Annotated in this window: 12 protein-coding genes; 4 read left to right on the forward strand and 8 right to left on the reverse strand. The window is 55.7% G+C overall.

Going from position 1 to position 16,022, the window contains the following annotated elements; all coding sequences use genetic code 11:
* Positions 1 to 178 precede the first annotated feature (178 nt).
* The gene (locus tag VEZ38_RS20085) at positions 179 to 1,030 is read right to left on the reverse strand and encodes an AraC family transcriptional regulator (protein ID WP_324896723.1); all 852 of its coding nucleotides are present in this window, start codon (positions 1,028 to 1,030) and stop codon (positions 179 to 181) included.
* A gap of 142 nt (positions 1,031 to 1,172) precedes the next feature.
* On the opposite strand from VEZ38_RS20085, the gene VEZ38_RS20090 reads away from it, so the two are divergent.
* Positions 1,173 to 2,456 carry a Gfo/Idh/MocA family oxidoreductase gene (locus tag VEZ38_RS20090; RefSeq protein ID WP_324896724.1) on the forward strand — a complete coding sequence of 428 codons (1,284 nt, stop codon included), beginning with the start codon at positions 1,173 to 1,175 and terminating at the stop codon, positions 2,454 to 2,456.
* Positions 2,457 to 2,527: 71 nt separating this feature from the next.
* Here the strand turns inward: VEZ38_RS20090 and VEZ38_RS20095 are convergent, their stop codons facing one another.
* The 7 genes from VEZ38_RS20095 to VEZ38_RS20125 form a co-directional block, all read right to left on the reverse strand.
* Entirely contained in the window at positions 2,528 to 4,504 is a 1,977-nt protein-coding gene (locus VEZ38_RS20095) for a DUF4185 domain-containing protein (RefSeq protein ID WP_324896725.1), read from the reverse strand.
* A gap of 112 nt (positions 4,505 to 4,616) precedes the next feature.
* Entirely contained in the window at positions 4,617 to 5,750 is a 1,134-nt protein-coding gene (locus tag VEZ38_RS20100) for a DUF4185 domain-containing protein (protein WP_324896727.1), read from the reverse strand.
* A gap of 27 nt (positions 5,751 to 5,777) precedes the next feature.
* Positions 5,778 to 8,012 carry a DUF6259 domain-containing protein gene (locus VEZ38_RS20105; protein WP_324896729.1) on the reverse strand — a complete coding sequence of 745 codons (2,235 nt, stop codon included), beginning with the start codon at positions 8,010 to 8,012 and terminating at the stop codon, positions 5,778 to 5,780.
* A 182-nt stretch (positions 8,013 to 8,194) separates the two neighbouring features.
* A complete protein-coding gene (locus VEZ38_RS20110) occupies positions 8,195 to 9,166 on the reverse strand; it encodes a glycoside hydrolase family 172 protein (protein WP_324896731.1) in 972 nt (323 codons plus the stop codon).
* Positions 9,167 to 9,316: 150 nt separating this feature from the next.
* Entirely contained in the window at positions 9,317 to 10,141 is an 825-nt protein-coding gene (locus tag VEZ38_RS20115) for a carbohydrate ABC transporter permease (RefSeq protein ID WP_324896733.1), read from the reverse strand.
* 25 nt (positions 10,142 to 10,166) lie between these two features.
* Complete coding sequence (locus VEZ38_RS20120; RefSeq protein WP_324896735.1) at positions 10,167 to 11,057, reverse strand: sugar ABC transporter permease; 891 nt, start codon at positions 11,055 to 11,057, stop codon at positions 10,167 to 10,169.
* 74 nt (positions 11,058 to 11,131) lie between these two features.
* Positions 11,132 to 12,538, reverse strand: a complete 1,407-nt coding sequence (locus VEZ38_RS20125; protein WP_324896737.1) for an extracellular solute-binding protein — start codon at positions 12,536 to 12,538, stop codon at positions 11,132 to 11,134.
* Positions 12,539 to 12,785: 247 nt separating this feature from the next.
* Between VEZ38_RS20125 and VEZ38_RS20130 the strand changes: the two genes are divergently transcribed.
* The 3 genes from VEZ38_RS20130 (at position 12,786) to VEZ38_RS20140 (ending at position 16,012) form a co-directional block, all read left to right on the forward strand.
* Positions 12,786 to 13,835 (forward strand): LacI family DNA-binding transcriptional regulator, encoded by a 1,050-nt coding sequence (locus tag VEZ38_RS20130; protein WP_324896739.1) that lies wholly within the window; start codon positions 12,786 to 12,788, stop codon positions 13,833 to 13,835.
* A 246-nt stretch (positions 13,836 to 14,081) separates the two neighbouring features.
* Positions 14,082 to 15,086, forward strand: a complete 1,005-nt coding sequence (locus VEZ38_RS20135) for a Gfo/Idh/MocA family oxidoreductase (RefSeq protein WP_324896741.1) — start codon at positions 14,082 to 14,084, stop codon at positions 15,084 to 15,086.
* Positions 15,083 to 16,012 (forward strand): AraC family transcriptional regulator, encoded by a 930-nt coding sequence (locus VEZ38_RS20140; RefSeq protein WP_324896743.1) that lies wholly within the window; start codon positions 15,083 to 15,085, stop codon positions 16,010 to 16,012. Before VEZ38_RS20135 ends, VEZ38_RS20140 begins: the two co-directional genes overlap by 4 nt.
* The last annotated feature ends 10 nt before the right edge of the window (positions 16,013 to 16,022 follow it).

Raw genomic sequence — 16,022 nt, forward strand, 5'->3', positions numbered from 1 at the left:
GCCGCTTTCCCGCCATCTTACCGGAGTTCTCCGCTAACTCCTCCGATTTCCGCCGCTTTCGCGCCCACTTACCGGAGTTCTCCGCTAACTCCCCCGGTTTCCGCCTGCATCGGGCAAGCGAAGGACGCCGACGCCTGTAGACTTCGGAACGTTCTTGCGCTCTAACGAAAAAGTTTTGTTACAGCGGCGATTCCGCCGCGCCGGCGCGCTGCCGCTTGCGGTACTGCAGCGGCGAGCAGCCGTTCAAGCGCTTGAACAGCTTGTGAAAGTTCGCGACCGGCCCGATGCCGATCCGCTCCGCGATCTCGATCATCTTGAGATCCGTCTCCCGCAGCAGCCGCTGCGCCTCGCGCACGCGGACGAGCTGCACGTACTCCGCGAAGCCGAAGCCGGTGCACGCCTTGAATTTCCGGCTCAAGTAATACGGGCTCACATAAAACTTCTCCGCCACGTCCTTCAGCAGCAGCGGCTCCGCATATCGTTCCCCGACGTACGCGGCCACCTCCGCCATCGTCCGGTGCGCCGCCGACGGCGTAGCCGCGTCCGCGGCGCGATCCGCAGACGCGTCCGCCGCGTAAGCCGCCCGAAAGACGAGCAGCAGCAGCTGCCGCAGCAGCGCTTCGATCATCGCGTCCCGGCCGGGCGCGTCGCCCCGGCTCTCGGCGACGAGCTCGCGCGCGAGCGCCTCGCCCCGCCAGCGCTCCGCCGTCGGCAGCCGCACGACGCCGCTGCGCGGCGGCGCCGGCAGCCGCGCCAACGCCGACGCGCCGAAATTGAACACGACGCGCTCGTGCTCCGGCGCGCCGGTGTCGAGGGTGCGGTGGAGCTCTCCCTTTTCGATATACACGAACTCCCCCGCCCGCACGCGGTACGTCCGATCCCGGATGAAGTAGTCCCGCTCCCCGCCGAACAAATAATACAGCTCGCAGCCCTCGTGCGCGTGATCCTCCTTCATCGCGAAATAGCCGGTGCGCTTCGTATAATCCACCTGCATGTCGCCGTCCACGCTGCGATACAGCACGCTAACCATCGCTTCGCCTCTCCAATGCGCAAGAATCGCCACTTTTCCCGAATCAATGAGCAATTTATATAGAAGATTATACGTGAATCTTGCGATATATTACATACCAACGATTGCAAATTCGAACATACCGAAGGAGACGACGGCCAACATGAAAAAGAGATACGCGTTGATCGGCACCGGCGGGCGGGCGATGTTTTTCTATGGCGCGCTGGCGAAGGACTTCAAGGAGACGTCGGAGCTGGTGGCGTTTTGCGATACGAACCAGACGCGCATGGACTACGCCAACAAGCTGTTGACGACGAAATACGAATATCACGCGGTGCCGACGTACAAGGCGCACGAGTTCGAGCGTATGATTCAGGAGACGAAGCCGGACGCGGTCATCGTGACGACGGTCGACCGCACGCACCACACGTATATCGTGAAAGCGATGGAGCTCGGCTGCGACGTGATCAGCGAGAAGCCGATGACGACGGACGAGGAGAAATGCCAGGAAATTCTCGACGCGGTAAAGCGGACCGGCAAGCAGCTGCGGGTGACGTTCAACTACCGGTACGCGCCGCACAATACGAAAATTCGCGAGCTCATTACGAGCGGGGCGATCGGCGACGTGCATTCGGTCCATTTCGAATGGCTGCTGAACACGGAGCACGGCGCGGATTATTTCCGCCGCTGGCACCGCGACAAGCGCAACAGCGGCGGCATGCTCGTGCACAAGTCGACGCATCACTTCGATCTCGTCAACTTCTGGCTCGGCACGCAGCCGCAGACGGTGTTCGCGCAAGGCTCTCTAATGTTCTACGGCAAGGAAAACGCGGAGAAGCGCGGCGTGACGGAGTTTTACAACCGGACGCGGGGAAGCGAGGCCGCGAAGCGCGATCCGTTCGCGCTCGACCTCGAGGGGAACGAGCAGCTGAAGAGCCTCTACGCGGACGCGGAGCACGAGGACGGCTACTACCGCGACCAGAGCGTCTTCGGCGACGGCATCTCGATCGAGGATACGTTAGGCGTGCTGGTTCGCTACAAAAACAAGGCGATCATGACGTATTCGCTGAACTGCTACATGCCTTGGGAAGGATTCCAGGTCGCCATCAACGGTTCGAAGGGCCGCATCGAGATGAAGATCGTCGAGAAATCGTACGTCAACTCCGGCGGCAAGAAGGAGGACGAGGGGGCGTTGAAGTCGAAGAGCATCAAGGTCATTCCGATGTTCGGCGAGGCGTACGACGCGGACATCGTGGAAGGCGGCGGCGGCCACGGCGGCGGCGACCCGATCCTGCTGAACGACATCTTCGGCGTGCCGGCGGACGATCCGTACAAGCGGGCGGCGTCGCACGTCGACGGGGCGATGTCGATCCTCACCGGCATCGCGGGCAATATTTCGTTGCGCACCGGGCTGCCGGTGAACGTGGACGGTTTAGTGAAGTTTTAGACCGAAAAAGCAGAGGCTGCGCCAAGTCGGTTCGACTTGATGCAGCCTCTCTTCTTGCTTTTACGGAAAGCTTACTGTTTCGTCAGTCGGAAATCGTCCATTTGCATCCACGTATCCGCGTTATGCGCCCAAATTCCGGCGAAAATTTCGACGCTCCCATTCGATCCGGAGTTGAAGGTAACGCTTAACTGGGTATAGTTGCCGAAGGCGTCGAACGGGACTTCGTTCAAGATCGGTCCTCCGTTCGGCAGCCTCGCCCCGAAAAATCCGTCGCTGTTGTTGGCCGACGTCCGTACCCAACCGGTCAACGTATAACTCGTATTCGGTTCGACGAATATTTCTTGCTTGACCGCGTTCCAGCCGGACGTGTTGCGCACGTAAGCGTTGTTCGCCCCCGTACGGGCGAATCCGAGATTGCGATCGATGCCGCCGCCGCCTTGCAGGTACCAAGGGGAAGACACGGCGGACGACGGCTGAGGCTCAAACCCGGCATGGCCGACGAGATTGGCGTCCCGGGTCAAGCTCACGTCGTCGAGTTGCACCCAGGTGTCGCCATTGTTGGCCCACATGCCGGCGAACAACTCCACATAGGCGTTCGGTCCGGAGTTGAACGGGACGGTAAGTTCCGTATAGTTCGAATGGGCGTAGTAACGAGTTTCCCCGAGAACCGCCCCGCCGTTCGGCACCCTCGCTCCGAAGTAGCCGTCGTTGTTATTGAAGGACGTTCGAACCCATCCCTTCAACGTATAATTCGTATGCGGCTGCACGGCAACCCGCTGCTTGAGCGCGTTCCAGCCGCTGCTGCTCCGAACGTACCCGTTGTCTTGACCGCTACGAGCATTGCCGAGATTGCGGTCGATTCCCCCTGACCCTTCCACGGACCATGGCGCCATTACGGGCGTTGCGGCCTGCGTTTCGAAGCCCGGTTCCGAGACGAGATTGCCGCCGAACGAATCGTTCGAGAGCGTCGCTTTCATCAGGAAGGAGTTATAGGGGTCCCACTGCGACATGACGAAGTACAAGTCCGTTCCGTTATTAGACAATGGATGGATGAAGGCGCCGTATAATCCCGGATACGCGCTGCCGCTGGCAAGCACCTTCTCCCCGCTCCAAGGTCCGACCAACGTAGGGGCGTCTCGCATGACGATCGCTTGCCGGTCCTCGTTCAGGTACGTAATCATGTACCGCTTGAAGTGCGAGTTGTATACGACGGAGATTTCCCCGGCGGCGCCGACCATGACCGGTCTCGCCTCCGATTCGGAAGCCGACCAGCCGTTGCCGTCCCAGTAGCGGTAATCGCCCTTGTTCAGCAACGCGTGTTCCTGCACCCTGGCTAAATACACATCCCCGAAGCGGCCGTTCGGCGTGGCGTACATATAAACGTATCCGCCGTTCTTAATGAAAGCGGCCTGTTGAAATTTGTTGCTCCAGGAGCCGTCATTGGTCCATCGAGCCGTGGGATGCTTCGTCCAATTTTGCCCGTCGTCATCCGAATACGCGATCCCCGCATAGTTTGTGAACCATGTGCCGGCTGCCCCCCAATGGTGTACGGACATGTAATGAACGTAATGCCGGGAGCCGACCGTCACCCCAGCCGTCGGGATGACCGTCTCCTCGTCAAAGTTGATCTTCTTTGATGCAAGCAGTTCTTTGGCATGTCCGGGCGTATCCTGAATCATCGTGGAGAACGTCAGTCCGTCCGAGAGGTTCGTATCCGTCGACTTGGCCAAGACGTTGCTTCGCCAATCCGCTCCGCGGGGTCCGGCGCCGCTGCCGCCCCACCCTTGTCCGTACGTATCCCCGAACATCACGAAGATCTCGCCGTTGCCTTTGTCCCACATAATCCCGAGATCCGTCGCGTACACCTGATAATTGGTGTGCGTCTGGTTTGGGTTCGGCAGCGTTTCTCCCGCCGGCGTAGCCCCCGTCACCCGCGCCACCTTTACCGCATTCGCAGGGGTTACCGCAGCGACCCCGCCGGCGAACGCGGCGCTAACCAATAACGTCAGCACTACAAAGATCGAAAAAATGTTCTTCCTGTCGTTCATTTCACACCAACCTTTCGTTTTGTTAGGTTTTTGTGAAGACTGAACCCGTTGCGTATGCCGCGCTGTCCCCCTTTCGCCATTGCCGGGCGTTATTGGATTCGCCTCGGGATCCTTACTCCTTTCTCACGAGGTCCGCTTGAAACCAAAATACGTTGTAAGGATCCCATAGCGATAACGCGAAATAGACCGTCTCTCCGCCTTTCCCTATATATCTAGGATTCATATATGGGCCGTACAGCCCCGGGTACTCGCTTGCCGTGATCAGGTCGATCGCTTCGCCCCAAGGTCCCCAAGGCGTCAATCCTTCCCGGATGACGACCCCTTGCCCTTCTTTCAAATACGTCATGAGCCAGCGTTCCAAATACGGATTCCAGACGACGGAAAGCTCGCCCGCCGGGCCGTCGACGATCGTTACGGCTCGGTCGCGTTCGCTCGTCCAAATCGGGTCGCCCTCCTCGTCCGTGCCGGCGTAATACTCGTACTTGCTTACATCTTCAATCAATGATTCCTTCGCTTTCATGAGTTTTACGCCGCCGAAGCGGCCGGACGGAACGCCCCAGAAGTATATTTCGGCCTCGTTGTCGCCGTCTTGGATTCGGTACGGGCTGACTTGGATAAAATTGCTGTCTCCCGGCCACTTCGCATCGTCCAGAAGGGACCACGTTTGGCCTTGGTCGGTAGATTTGGCTATGCTTGCATAGTTTGCGTCCCATTGTCCGGGCGGACCCCAATGATTGACGGACATGTAATACAAATACATCGCGTCATTGGCATACAATCCATGCGTAGGAATTTTCGTCATTTCCTCGTAGTCGCGTTTCGCGGAAGGCAAGAGTTCAATAGCCAAATTAAGATCGTCGACGATCATGCCGTCGAACGTAATCCCGTCGGACGGGTCTTCGTCCGTCGTGTATGCCATCGTATTGGAACGCCAGAAGCTCCCCCCGCCGCCGGTCATCCCCGCCGGCCGTTCCCCGAACGTGTCGCCGAATACGAAATAGGTTTTCTCCTCCACGTCGAACATCGAGCCCAAGTCCGTACCGTATACGCCGTATACATCGGTATCGTTGAGCGAGTCCGCCCCCGTCAGCTGCGCGATTTCCTGAACCGCCGCGACGCCTTCCAATACGAATTCGCTGCTGTCCGGGTTCAACATCTTATCCGCGATTCCCCGCTCGCCATTCCCGCAAGCGGTCAGCGACACGCTGCAAGCCGCGATCAACAAGGCTCTACGCAAAAACGCCATGGTTCGCACTCCCTGCTCATCCCCTGATCAAATGACTTCCAGCATGATCACGCTTCTTGGCGGAATCGTCAGATCGACGCGCCTTGCTTCGTCGTACCCGATCGAAAACAACGCAGTTCGCTTCTCGTCATGAATATAAACCGCTTGATACTGCTTCGCAGAAAGATCGTACTTCCGCATATCCACGTCGACGGCCACATGGATTTCGTTCTCGATCACATTCGCGAAGAAGAAGCAGACGCTTTCGTTACGGTATTGCCAAGCGGAATGTACGATCGTATCGGCTTCATATGTGCCCGACTCGTTGTATTCTTTAAAGTTTTTGTCGCAGTTGTAGTGGAACCAGTCGAACGCAGCTTGATCGCGCTGGAACGCCAACGGTCGAAGCATCTTTCCATAAGCCAAATACTTGTTTCCCGAGCCGACTCTTACTTTCGCCAACATCCCGATGTACCGCGCGCGTTCCGGGGACAACGAATATCCTCTCGGTTCGAAAATATAATAATGCTCTTCGGGACTGTTCTCCTTCCCGTCGATCGCTTCCATCGGGCTGTACTCGTAATTCAGCTCGTACAACCCGCCCCACAAATACGTGCGGGCAGCGGTGAAATAAAACAGCGATCCGATTTCCTCCGCAAGCTTGCCCCAACCGTCCATCCGAAGCGCGCCATACTCGTTGTAGACGTATGTAAACATCGGAATGAGTTGGGCGTCGCCGGTCGGCAGCAGATCCCGAAAATTGTATCCCTCGAGCGGGGCTGCCGGCCGTCCCCCCGCCCTTGCTTGGTAGTAATCGAGCACATCGAGGAACACTTCGTTCATCATTTCGGTCCCCATAGGGACATAGCGTCCCGCCTTTTCGATCATGGCCGCTTTCGTATCCGCGTAATTTTTCCGATATGCCATCGTAATGGCTCTCCCGGCGCCTACCGGGTGACCGTGGGAATCTTCGAGACAAACCTTCAAAATATTGTTGGCGGATATATCGTAATAAATCGAATCGACATCCGCCTCCTCCTGGAGCTTCTCGTCCCGTCGAACGTGAAACTGCTGAACGTAGGGGTCCGCCGGACACACGAGGGGGAACTTATATTTATCGATGCTTCGTAAAGACGTTCCCTCCGGAAACTTCTGCAACGCTTTCCGGCCTTGTTCTCCGTCGGCGCCGCGGATATCGTACAAATAGTCGAATTCGAAAGGCGCATATTTGTCGCCGTGCTTCTTTATCGTTTCGATATTGCTCGGATGGAACCTTGTAGGAAACCAATCGTCCATACCGCCGGGTACGCCGTTATAGAAATTTTGCGTCTTGTGAACCCAGTCGGGACCTAGGATGTGGAACATCGGCGTCTCAATGTACTTGTGGTAGGCATCGAACCAAGCGCTGCGGTCGTACATCCCGTTGATGCCGAACGTGCAAACGCCCATCTCTTCGTTCAACCAGCGCGCCCGGTTTTTCTCCTCGACCTCGGAAAGCGCCCCTCTTGCGCACCAAAACTGCCGAGTCGCCCACATTTTATATAGATCCGCAGCCTCGTACCAGCCTTCTCCCTCCACCGTCCGAACGACGATCGGGTATCCGACGGTCATGCCCTGGTTGGGACGCATATCCTCGGCGGCATGAAAGAAGGAGGCCTCTAGCAGGCCATTCGTATTTTTGTGGAAATTCAGCCACTTGGCGCAGCAGTCGCCGTCGTATGCGGCGAAGTACAGTCCTCCTTGGTTCAAGCCGTAATAAGTAAAGAACTGCATCGAGGCGCCGGAGAAGCTTTCCGGATACGGCATATGTCGGAAACCGACGCCGTCGGCTTCGAAATGCTTTAACGGATTGCGGACGAGCACGCCGGTCGCGAAGCTATGGGCGACAAAATCGTCGACTCCGTCCTTCGTGATCGCTTGCAAATTTCCGATGATCGGGTATTCGAGTCCGACGACGGTCGCTTCCGTCGTATTGTCCACCTCGGAATAAAAACGCAGGTCGTCGTCGGCGGAAAACGCGACGACGGTGCCCGTCACCGTCAAGCCCGGATGCACCTCCCATTGGAGCACGGCCTTCGTCTCTTCCTCGCTCGAGTCGTCCAGTCGGCAGGTGAAACGAATGTACTCCGCCGTTTCCCCGCTGCCCAGCTCCAAGCGGAACGGATCCGCCGGAAACGAGCCGAGCAAGTAATCTCTTTGCCGAACCTTATCGTACAAGCCGCGTACGCTCCCGTTCACTTCGTCGATCGTCAGCACTAGCCGCTTGTTCTCTAGTCGAAGCATTATGGATCCCCACCATTCCAACAAATTGATTCGTCGCGGGACTCGCTCCAATGCGACAAACGCCCTCGATAGGTAAACGTTTACACATTTCATAAGGAGTCATAGGGTACGGTTCGTTCCCGTCGTTCGTAAAGGAGGAGGGCAGGGGCCGATGTCATCGCCCCTGCGCCTGCCTATCCGATTCAATAATCGAAGCACTGCTTCATATCGTCTTCGTTAAACGGCAGAATATCCGGAAGCGGCAAACGTTGCCGTACGGGCAAAATGAGCGGGTGGTCTTTATGCGGCTCGGTCTGGTACCAGTAGGCGGTGCTCGAATAATCGTCGCTCCGGTGATTGTTATGCCCATGCTCGATCGTTACCTTGATGGAGGTGTCGAACATGATCGGGTCCTGGATATGAAAGCGATAGGCCGATATTTTACCGGACCAGTTCGGTCCGCCGCCAAGCGTAATGCCGTGGTAAGGCGAGTGGTACTCCTGCTGCGGACACCAAGCGGTGTTGAAGTAGTCCTCCATCCCCGTTCCGTGTAAAGAAGGCGGCCATGCTTCCCCGTCGATGAATATCATATCGTCGCCTTCGCCGTACCAGTTCCACTCCCGTGTGGCCCGGAGATTGTGAATGTTCAAATTGCAGCCGACATAATGCCCTTTGCCGACGGCGTCGAGCATGACGTAATTGCCGGCTCCGGTCGTGTTTTTCCCGCCGAATTCGAATAATGCATTAGAAATGTTATCTTCGATTCCTTGCGTCAGCTCCCTGCGCCACAGCGCATGGAACCGAAGCGGACTGTCGATGGCGGTATCGTAAAGCTCGTAATCGACGTAAAAATAAAACTTGATCGGGCGGTCCGCGTTCGATTCCAGCTGTATGCGGGCCGAGCTGCCGAACGGCATGGCGAAGAACGAATTCATCGCTTGGCCGTCCTCGGGGCTCATCGCAAGCGGCGCCGACCAGAAATTTTTCGTAATGCCGTGCCCGATGCCGAAGAAGTCTCCGATCGGCGCCTGCACGCTCGGATTATCCTCCCCGTCCCAAAACATGCGAAGCACGACTTTTCGATGCAGAGCGGGTTCGGTCACGTGATCGAACGGGGCCATCGTCATCCAAATATGCGTAATGCAGCCGCTTCCGGCGATGCGTCCGATGTCCACGATCTCCCCGGGGTTTACCTTTAGGAAGTCTTTATTCCCGCCGGTAGTATCATAAGAAGAAATCCTTCTTCTCTTCCCGTTCCGAACCCTGTATAAATCCCTTAACGATGTCCCTAGCATGGTCTGCCCCTCCAAGAGTCAATGTTTTATCTACTTTAGACCGGATATTTTGATTCCTTTGATAATGTACTTTTGGAAAATCAGGAAGAGCAGGATGGTGGGGATCGCCGACAAGGTCGAGCCCGCCATAAGAAGCCCCAATTCGGAGCCTCGCTCGGATCGGAAGGTCGCCAAATACTGCATGATTTGGAATAGCTCCGGACTCGTAATGGTCATCGTCGGCCAAATGAACGAGTTCCAATAACCGAGGAAGGCGCCGATTCCGACAATGACGAACACCGGATAAGACATCGGAAAGAACACGTAAGTGTATATTCTGAATCGGCTCGCTCCGTCGATCATCGCCGCTTCTTCCAACGCCATCGGAATGTTTAAGTAAAATTGACGGATGAAAAACATAGCGCCCGCCGATGCCAACCCGGGAAGGATGAGTACGGAAAGCGTATCCAACATTCCCATCCTCGTGACGACGATGAACGAAGTGACCAGAATGGCCATCCCCGGAATAAACATCGTCATAATGACGTAAATCCAAAGCGTCTTCTTGAAACGGAATTCTAATCTGGCGAATACGTAAGCGGCCATGGAGTTGATCAGAAGACCGCCGACCGTAAACAAGACAGCGCCGGCAAAGGTAGTAACCAACGCCTTCGAGAATAGTCCGTCTTGTAGAATTGAAGTGTAATTCGAGATGAGCCATTCCGAAGGAAAGAACCGGAAAGGCGTAGAGAACACTTCCGTCTTCCCTTTAAAGCCTGCTATCGCAAGCCAAAACAAAGGAAATAATGCAACGAGCGAGACGACGTATCCAATAAGGTACATGAGCGTCTTCCCAAGCGTATTTCTGTTTTTCATTGCGGCCGCCTCCTCCCTTGCCTCTCTATCCGTCGATCGCCTTTTCAGAATTTAATATTTTGAAAATGAACGCCGATATGCTCCCAAGTACGACGAATAGAAGCAGAGCCGCAGCGATCGTATACCCCATTAGAATGTCGTTCCGGAAATGGTTAAAAATATGCAGGTTCGGCATCATCGTTTCGTTCACCGGCCCCCCGCCTGTCATGATCAATGGGAGCTCGAGCTGTTGGACGGCGCCTACGAAACCGGTCACGACCAAAAACAAAATGACATTCTTCATTAATGGAAGCGTAATATGAATCATTTTCCGGAACGAATTCGCGCCTTCCAAATCCGCGGCCTCGTAATAAGATTCCGGAATGTCTAACAGTCCGGCCAACATGATCAAGGAAGAGATCCCGAACCCTAACCAGACGGCAGGAACCGCCAAGCTGGGTAACGCCGTGCTCACCTCGGCTACCCAAGCGATTTTTTCTATTCCAAGCAGCCCGAGCAAGTAATTCGCCAATCCGCCGTCGAAATTGTAAATGAATCCGAAAATAATCGATGCGACGATCCCGGAAATAATTGTAGGAATGTAGATTGACGTCTTTACAAAACCGGAAGCGCGCCGGCCCATCGCGCGAATGACGTGGGCAAACAAGAAAGATAACACCATCTGAATCGGAACGACGTATAGCGCAAATTTCAAACCTACCCAAATGGATTTGAAAAACAAATCGTCCGTAAGGACCAAATAGTAATTTCGCCAACCGACGAATACGGAATCTTGGTAAAAGCCCCAATCGTAAAAGCTGACGTACAAAGAGTAACCGAACGGAAAGATAACGAATATGGTCAATAAGACGACAATCGGCGCAAGCATGGAATATGCCGTTCCGTTATCGTACTTTTTCTTCACGCTCGCCTTCATGCGGAAAACCACCCTTGTTCAGGATAGAGACATACCCGGAAGTGAATCGTCGCTTCCGGGTATGGACGGATTTGTTATTGATTCGGATTCGTGCCTGCGAGATTATTTTTGGTAATAAATTCGTTAATTTCTTTCTCGGCTTGCTCCAACGCCGCCTGCGGGTCTTGCCCTTTCACGGCGCGCTCGATGGCGGAGCCGAACGCAAAGCTGATGTCCCAAGGATAGGTCGGTTCGCCTACGGAATAAGGAACGATTTTTTCTGCAATGATTTTGCGCACCTCGTCGGATTGCGCTTGCGGATCCTGATTTAATGCCGCGTCGACCGATTTGCGCGCGGGGAATTTAGAAAATTGGCTCGTTCGGAAGAAGTCGATCATAATTTCGGGGTCGCCGGCAAGCAGCCATGAAATAAACTCCGCGCTTTCCTTCGGATTCTTCGCTTTCCCGTCGAGCACGAGCGTCCACCCGCCCAAGGATGCGGACGGTTTGGTGCTGTCGCCGTCCGGCGTCGGCATCGGCGCTACGCCTACGTTCGGCAAGATGTCTTTGTAGTCGTTCCGTAATTGCCCGATTCCCCAAGAACCGTTCACGGCCATCGCTACTTTGCCTTGACCGAAGTCGGACATCTCCGTATACCCTGCCAAAGCTTGCGCAGGCGCGACTTTCTCGTCGTAAATCCGCTTGTAGAATGCGATGATATTTTTATACGATTCGTCCAACGTCGCCTTCGACCAATCGTCGGAGATAGCGCGGTGGCCGCTGTTCATCTGCAAGCCCCATGTCGTCCAAGAATATTCCGGCGCATTGTTGGCGATGTGAAGGCCATACCTGCCGTCTTTCGTTAATTGTTTTCCGTAAGCGATTAATTCGTCCCAAGTGACCGGCGGCTTGTTCGGATCCAGGCCCGCCTCCTGGAAGAAATCTTTGCGGTAATAAAGCACTGCGGACGGCTCGACAAGCTTCGGGTAAGCATAATGCTCGCCTTTGACGGTTACAAACTCCTCCACGTTAGGGTACAGATCCGCCCAAATGGCCGGATCCGTATACGCATCCAACGCCATAATTTGTCCGTTGGCCGCAGCCGGGACGATGCCGCCGTAATTCATCGTGTATACTTGCGGAGCTTTGCCTGCCGCTTGCGCGGCCTTCAGCTTTTGCGCCCAAGCGTCGCCCGGCACGATCGTCAGCTTCACTTGAATGCCGTCTTGCGACTTGTTGAACTCGTCGACCCACTTCTGGAACCATTTGTCCGTCGTTTCTTCGAACTTGTTCGCCCAAAACTCGATCACGACTTTCTCTTTCGGCGCATCTTTCGATGTCTCTGCGCCCGCGCCGGCGCCTTCGGAGCCCTTGCCCGTCTCGCTGCCGCCCGCGGCTTCCCCTCCCGCGCTGCCGGAGCCTCCGGAGCTCGCGCACCCCGATAAGATGACCGTCAGTACCATGATCATGGCCAAAAGAGATGCTGAAATCTTCTTCCCCATTTGTAAATCCTCCCTTTAATTAGGGTTGCATTATATTTAAACGCGCCGAGGCGCATCTAAATCAAAGGATATGTAATCGTTAACAGAAAAGCCTAGAAATGAATGCGTTTTCAATTTACCGGTAAAGTAATTATAGATCGGGATTATGCGATTATCAATATGGATTTTTAAATTTTTTTCGATTTACTTTGCGATTTTGCTCCTTTATAATTTTAACGATAAAGCATACGAAATAGGTGAACCTCGGATGAGGAAACGAGTGAAGCTGGACGATATCGCCAAAGTCGTCGGTCTTTCGAAGATGGCGGTTTCCCTTGCCTTACGTGAAGACATATCGGTAAGCAAAGATACCATTCAGAGAGTGAAGCAAGTAGCCGATCAGTTAGGATATACGCCGAACCGTTTCGCGCAAGGTCTCGTGAACGGCAGGTCGCGCACGCTCGCCATGCTGTTAGGCGGCTCCCTCCATGACGATTACCAAAACCAAATCATCCGCGGCGCCATCCCTTATGCCGTGGAGAAAGGGTATACGCTGTCGATCGCCCCGGCGGAATGCGAACCGAAGCTCGAAGCTTCTTATATCGACAAATACCAAAACATGATGGTGGACGGCTTCTTGGCTTTCCATTGCAGAGTCTCCGAGCCCTACAAGAAGCTGAAGAAAAGCGGATTCCCTTTCGTGCTGTATACGAAATACTTTGAAGATCTTGACTGCGACTACGTCGTTTGCAACGACTTCTCGGGAGGATATCGCATCACGCGTCACCTCTTGGAGCTCGGGCACCGAAATATTGCCTTCGTGTACGATGATTATTTAACCGATTCGTCCGAGGTGGTTAATCGGAAACGAGGGTATATGGAGGCGCTTCAGGAGTATGGGATCGCTCCGGAACTCTCGCTTCAAACTCCTTTCGTCTTCGATTTCCGCGTCGATCAAGCGGATACCAATTATCACATGGCGAAAAATCAACGATTTAGAGATCTGATGCTGAGCCGAAATAGACCGACGGCGTTATTCGTATGCAACGACGTCCTCGCCTCTTCCGTATACAGCGTAATTAAGAAGCTCGGGTTAACGATTCCGGGAGACGTCTCCGTCGTCGGTTACGAAGGCGTGTACTTAGGGCAAATTCTCGACCCTCCGCTCACAACGGTCAAAAGTCCGATTCAAGAAATCGGGCGAAGGGCGTGCCAACTGCTGATCGATAAGATCGAAGGAGAAGTCGCTTCCAACGAGACGGTTCAAATAAAGCTGGAGCCTGTACTTGAGATTCGGGGCTCCACGGCGAAGCTATAGGCCGTCCCCCGTTCATAACCGCGATCCGGTCGCTTCCGACCGATTGCGGTTATTTTGTTGCGTCGCGTTTTTGGAAAGGTTTTTTAGCGGAAGAGCGTCCTATTATCGTAGAATCAGGCGACGTCCTCTTCATGGAAATGGCGCAAAACCACATATTCCATGTCGTTATTTTGTAGTTAAATTATTAGGAACGGTGTGTTACAGTAGGTAGGTAATGTCTTGATTTTATAGATAGGAGCGATACAGTTGACGATCCGAATCGGCAAGATCAGCTACTGGCACGTGCACGCGTGGGAATACACGAAGTACGCGCAGGAGCACCCCGGCACCGAAATGGCGGCCGTCTGGGACGAAATCCCTTCGCGGGGCAAGGAAGCGGCGGAGAAGCTCGGCGTGCCGTTCTTCGAATCGCTCGACGACATGCTTGCAAACGGTAACATTGACGCCGTCATCGTCGACGCGCCGACGAACCGTCACCGCGAGGTGATCGTCAAGGCGGCTCGCGCGGGCAAGCATATTTTCACCGAGAAGGTCGTCGCGGCGACGCTGCACGAAGTGAACGATATTTTGGCCGAAATCGAGAAGGCGGGCGTCACGCTCACCGTCTCCCTGCCGCGTCTGAACGACGGGTACACGCTCGCGATCCGCGACATCCTGGAGAAGAAACTGCTCGGAGAGGTGACGCTCGTCCGCGCCCGCCTGTCGCATAACGGCGCGACGGCGAACTGGCTGCCGGCGCATTTCTTCAACGCGGAGGAGACGCAAGGCGGCGCGATGATCGATCTCGGCTGCCACCCGATGTACCTGACGCGCCTGTTCCTCGGCGAGGAGATCGTCGACGTGACGTCGCAATACGGTTATATCACCGGCAAAGACGTCGAAGACAATGCGGTCGCCACGTTATCGACCCGCTCCGGCGCGGTCGGCATCGTCGAGGCGGGCTTCGTGAACGCCTACTCCCCGTTTACGATCGAAATCCACGGCACGGAAGGCTCGCTGCTTTACGGCACGCCGCAGGATAAGCTGTTGCTGCGCACGAAGGTCGGCGGGCAAGGCGAAGCCGGCTGGCAGGAGCAGGACATGCCGCCGAAGCGGCTCAACGCGTTTTCGCAGTGGGTCGGCCACATTCAGGACGGCACGAAGGCGGAGGAAAACGTCGCCCTCGCGGTCGAGCTTACGCGCCTCATGGAAGCGTCCAACCTGTCCGCGAAGGAACGCCGCGCCGTGCGGCTCGAGGAGCTCGCTCGTTGAGCAAGTTCCCGTATTCGGCCATGTTCGAGAAGCAGGACGCGCTGGAGCGGCTTGACGTTCGGGTGAGATGGGGCCGCTTCGATATCCGCGTGCTCCGCTTCCACCTGACGACGTTCGCGCCCGGCCGCGTCGTAGACTTCCACAAGCATGACGAATTCGAATTCCACTTCATCCCGCGGGGGAAGGGGAAGGTCATCCTGGAGACGAAGGAATTCGCGCTTCGGGAAGGCATGTTTTATTTGACCGGCCCCGGCGTCATGCATCATCAAGCGGCCGATCCGGACGAGTCGATGGACGAGCTGTGCCTGCACGTCGACATCGCCGAGCGATACGCGCCGGGCGAGCTGCCCGAGGGCGCGGACCGGCTGGAAGCGGCCGAAGCGGACGATTGCATCGAGAAGCTGCGGACGCTGCCGCTTGCGCCGGCGCTCGACTTGCACGAGGCGATGCCTCATTTCCTCGCGGCATACGAGGCCTGCAGCGAAGGCGCGCCGGGGCTGTACACGACGATCAAGCAGCACGTCGTGCAAATATTGCTGAAAGCCGCGCGCGCATACGACGCGAGCGGCTCCCGGCAGGAGCTGCCTTCGCGGGATATGAAGGCGTATAGGTACCGCCTCGCGATGCAATACATCCGGGCCAATTACGCCGGCACCGTCACGCTGGACAACGTCGCCGAGAAGCTGAACATCAGCGCGAGGCAGCTGCAGCGCATCTTTAAAGAAATTCGCGGAGACGCGTCCTTCAGCGGTATACTGGAGGAAGTGCGGCTTGAAGCCGTTTGCAAGAAGCTGACGGAAACCGAATTATCCGTCGAACGCATCGCGGTGAGCGAGGGCTTCTCGAACGGAAACTACCTGCACGCCGTCTTTCGGCGGCGCTTCGGCATGACGCCGTCCGCATACCGGAAGGCACATCATATTTAGGAGGAATTCA

The sequence above is a fragment of the Paenibacillus sp. genome, from assembly GCF_035645235.1.
Classification (GTDB): Bacteria; Bacillota; Bacilli; order Paenibacillales; family YIM-B00363; genus Paenibacillus_AE.

What these genes read in the sequence shown, in the direction of transcription:
- VEZ38_RS20100 (WP_324896727.1), bottom strand. Translation starts at nt 5,750, where the DNA reads ATGGCGTTTTTGCGTAGAGCCTTGTTGATCGCGGCTTGCAGCGTGTCG.
- VEZ38_RS20120 (WP_324896735.1), bottom strand. Translation starts at nt 11,057, where the DNA reads ATGAAGGCGAGCGTGAAGAAAAAGTACGATAACGGAACGGCATATTCC.
- VEZ38_RS20115 (WP_324896733.1), bottom strand. Translation starts at nt 10,141, where the DNA reads ATGAAAAACAGAAATACGCTTGGGAAGACGCTCATGTACCTTATTGGA.
- VEZ38_RS20085 (WP_324896723.1), bottom strand. Translation starts at nt 1,030, where the DNA reads ATGGTTAGCGTGCTGTATCGCAGCGTGGACGGCGACATGCAGGTGGAT.
- VEZ38_RS20130 (WP_324896739.1), top strand. Translation starts at nt 12,786, where the DNA reads ATGAGGAAACGAGTGAAGCTGGACGATATCGCCAAAGTCGTCGGTCTT.
- VEZ38_RS20125 (WP_324896737.1), bottom strand. Translation starts at nt 12,538, where the DNA reads ATGGGGAAGAAGATTTCAGCATCTCTTTTGGCCATGATCATGGTACTG.
- VEZ38_RS20095 (WP_324896725.1), bottom strand. Translation starts at nt 4,504, where the DNA reads ATGAACGACAGGAAGAACATTTTTTCGATCTTTGTAGTGCTGACGTTA.
- VEZ38_RS20105 (WP_324896729.1), bottom strand. Translation starts at nt 8,012, where the DNA reads ATGCTTCGACTAGAGAACAAGCGGCTAGTGCTGACGATCGACGAAGTG.
- VEZ38_RS20090 (WP_324896724.1), top strand. Translation starts at nt 1,173, where the DNA reads ATGAAAAAGAGATACGCGTTGATCGGCACCGGCGGGCGGGCGATGTTT.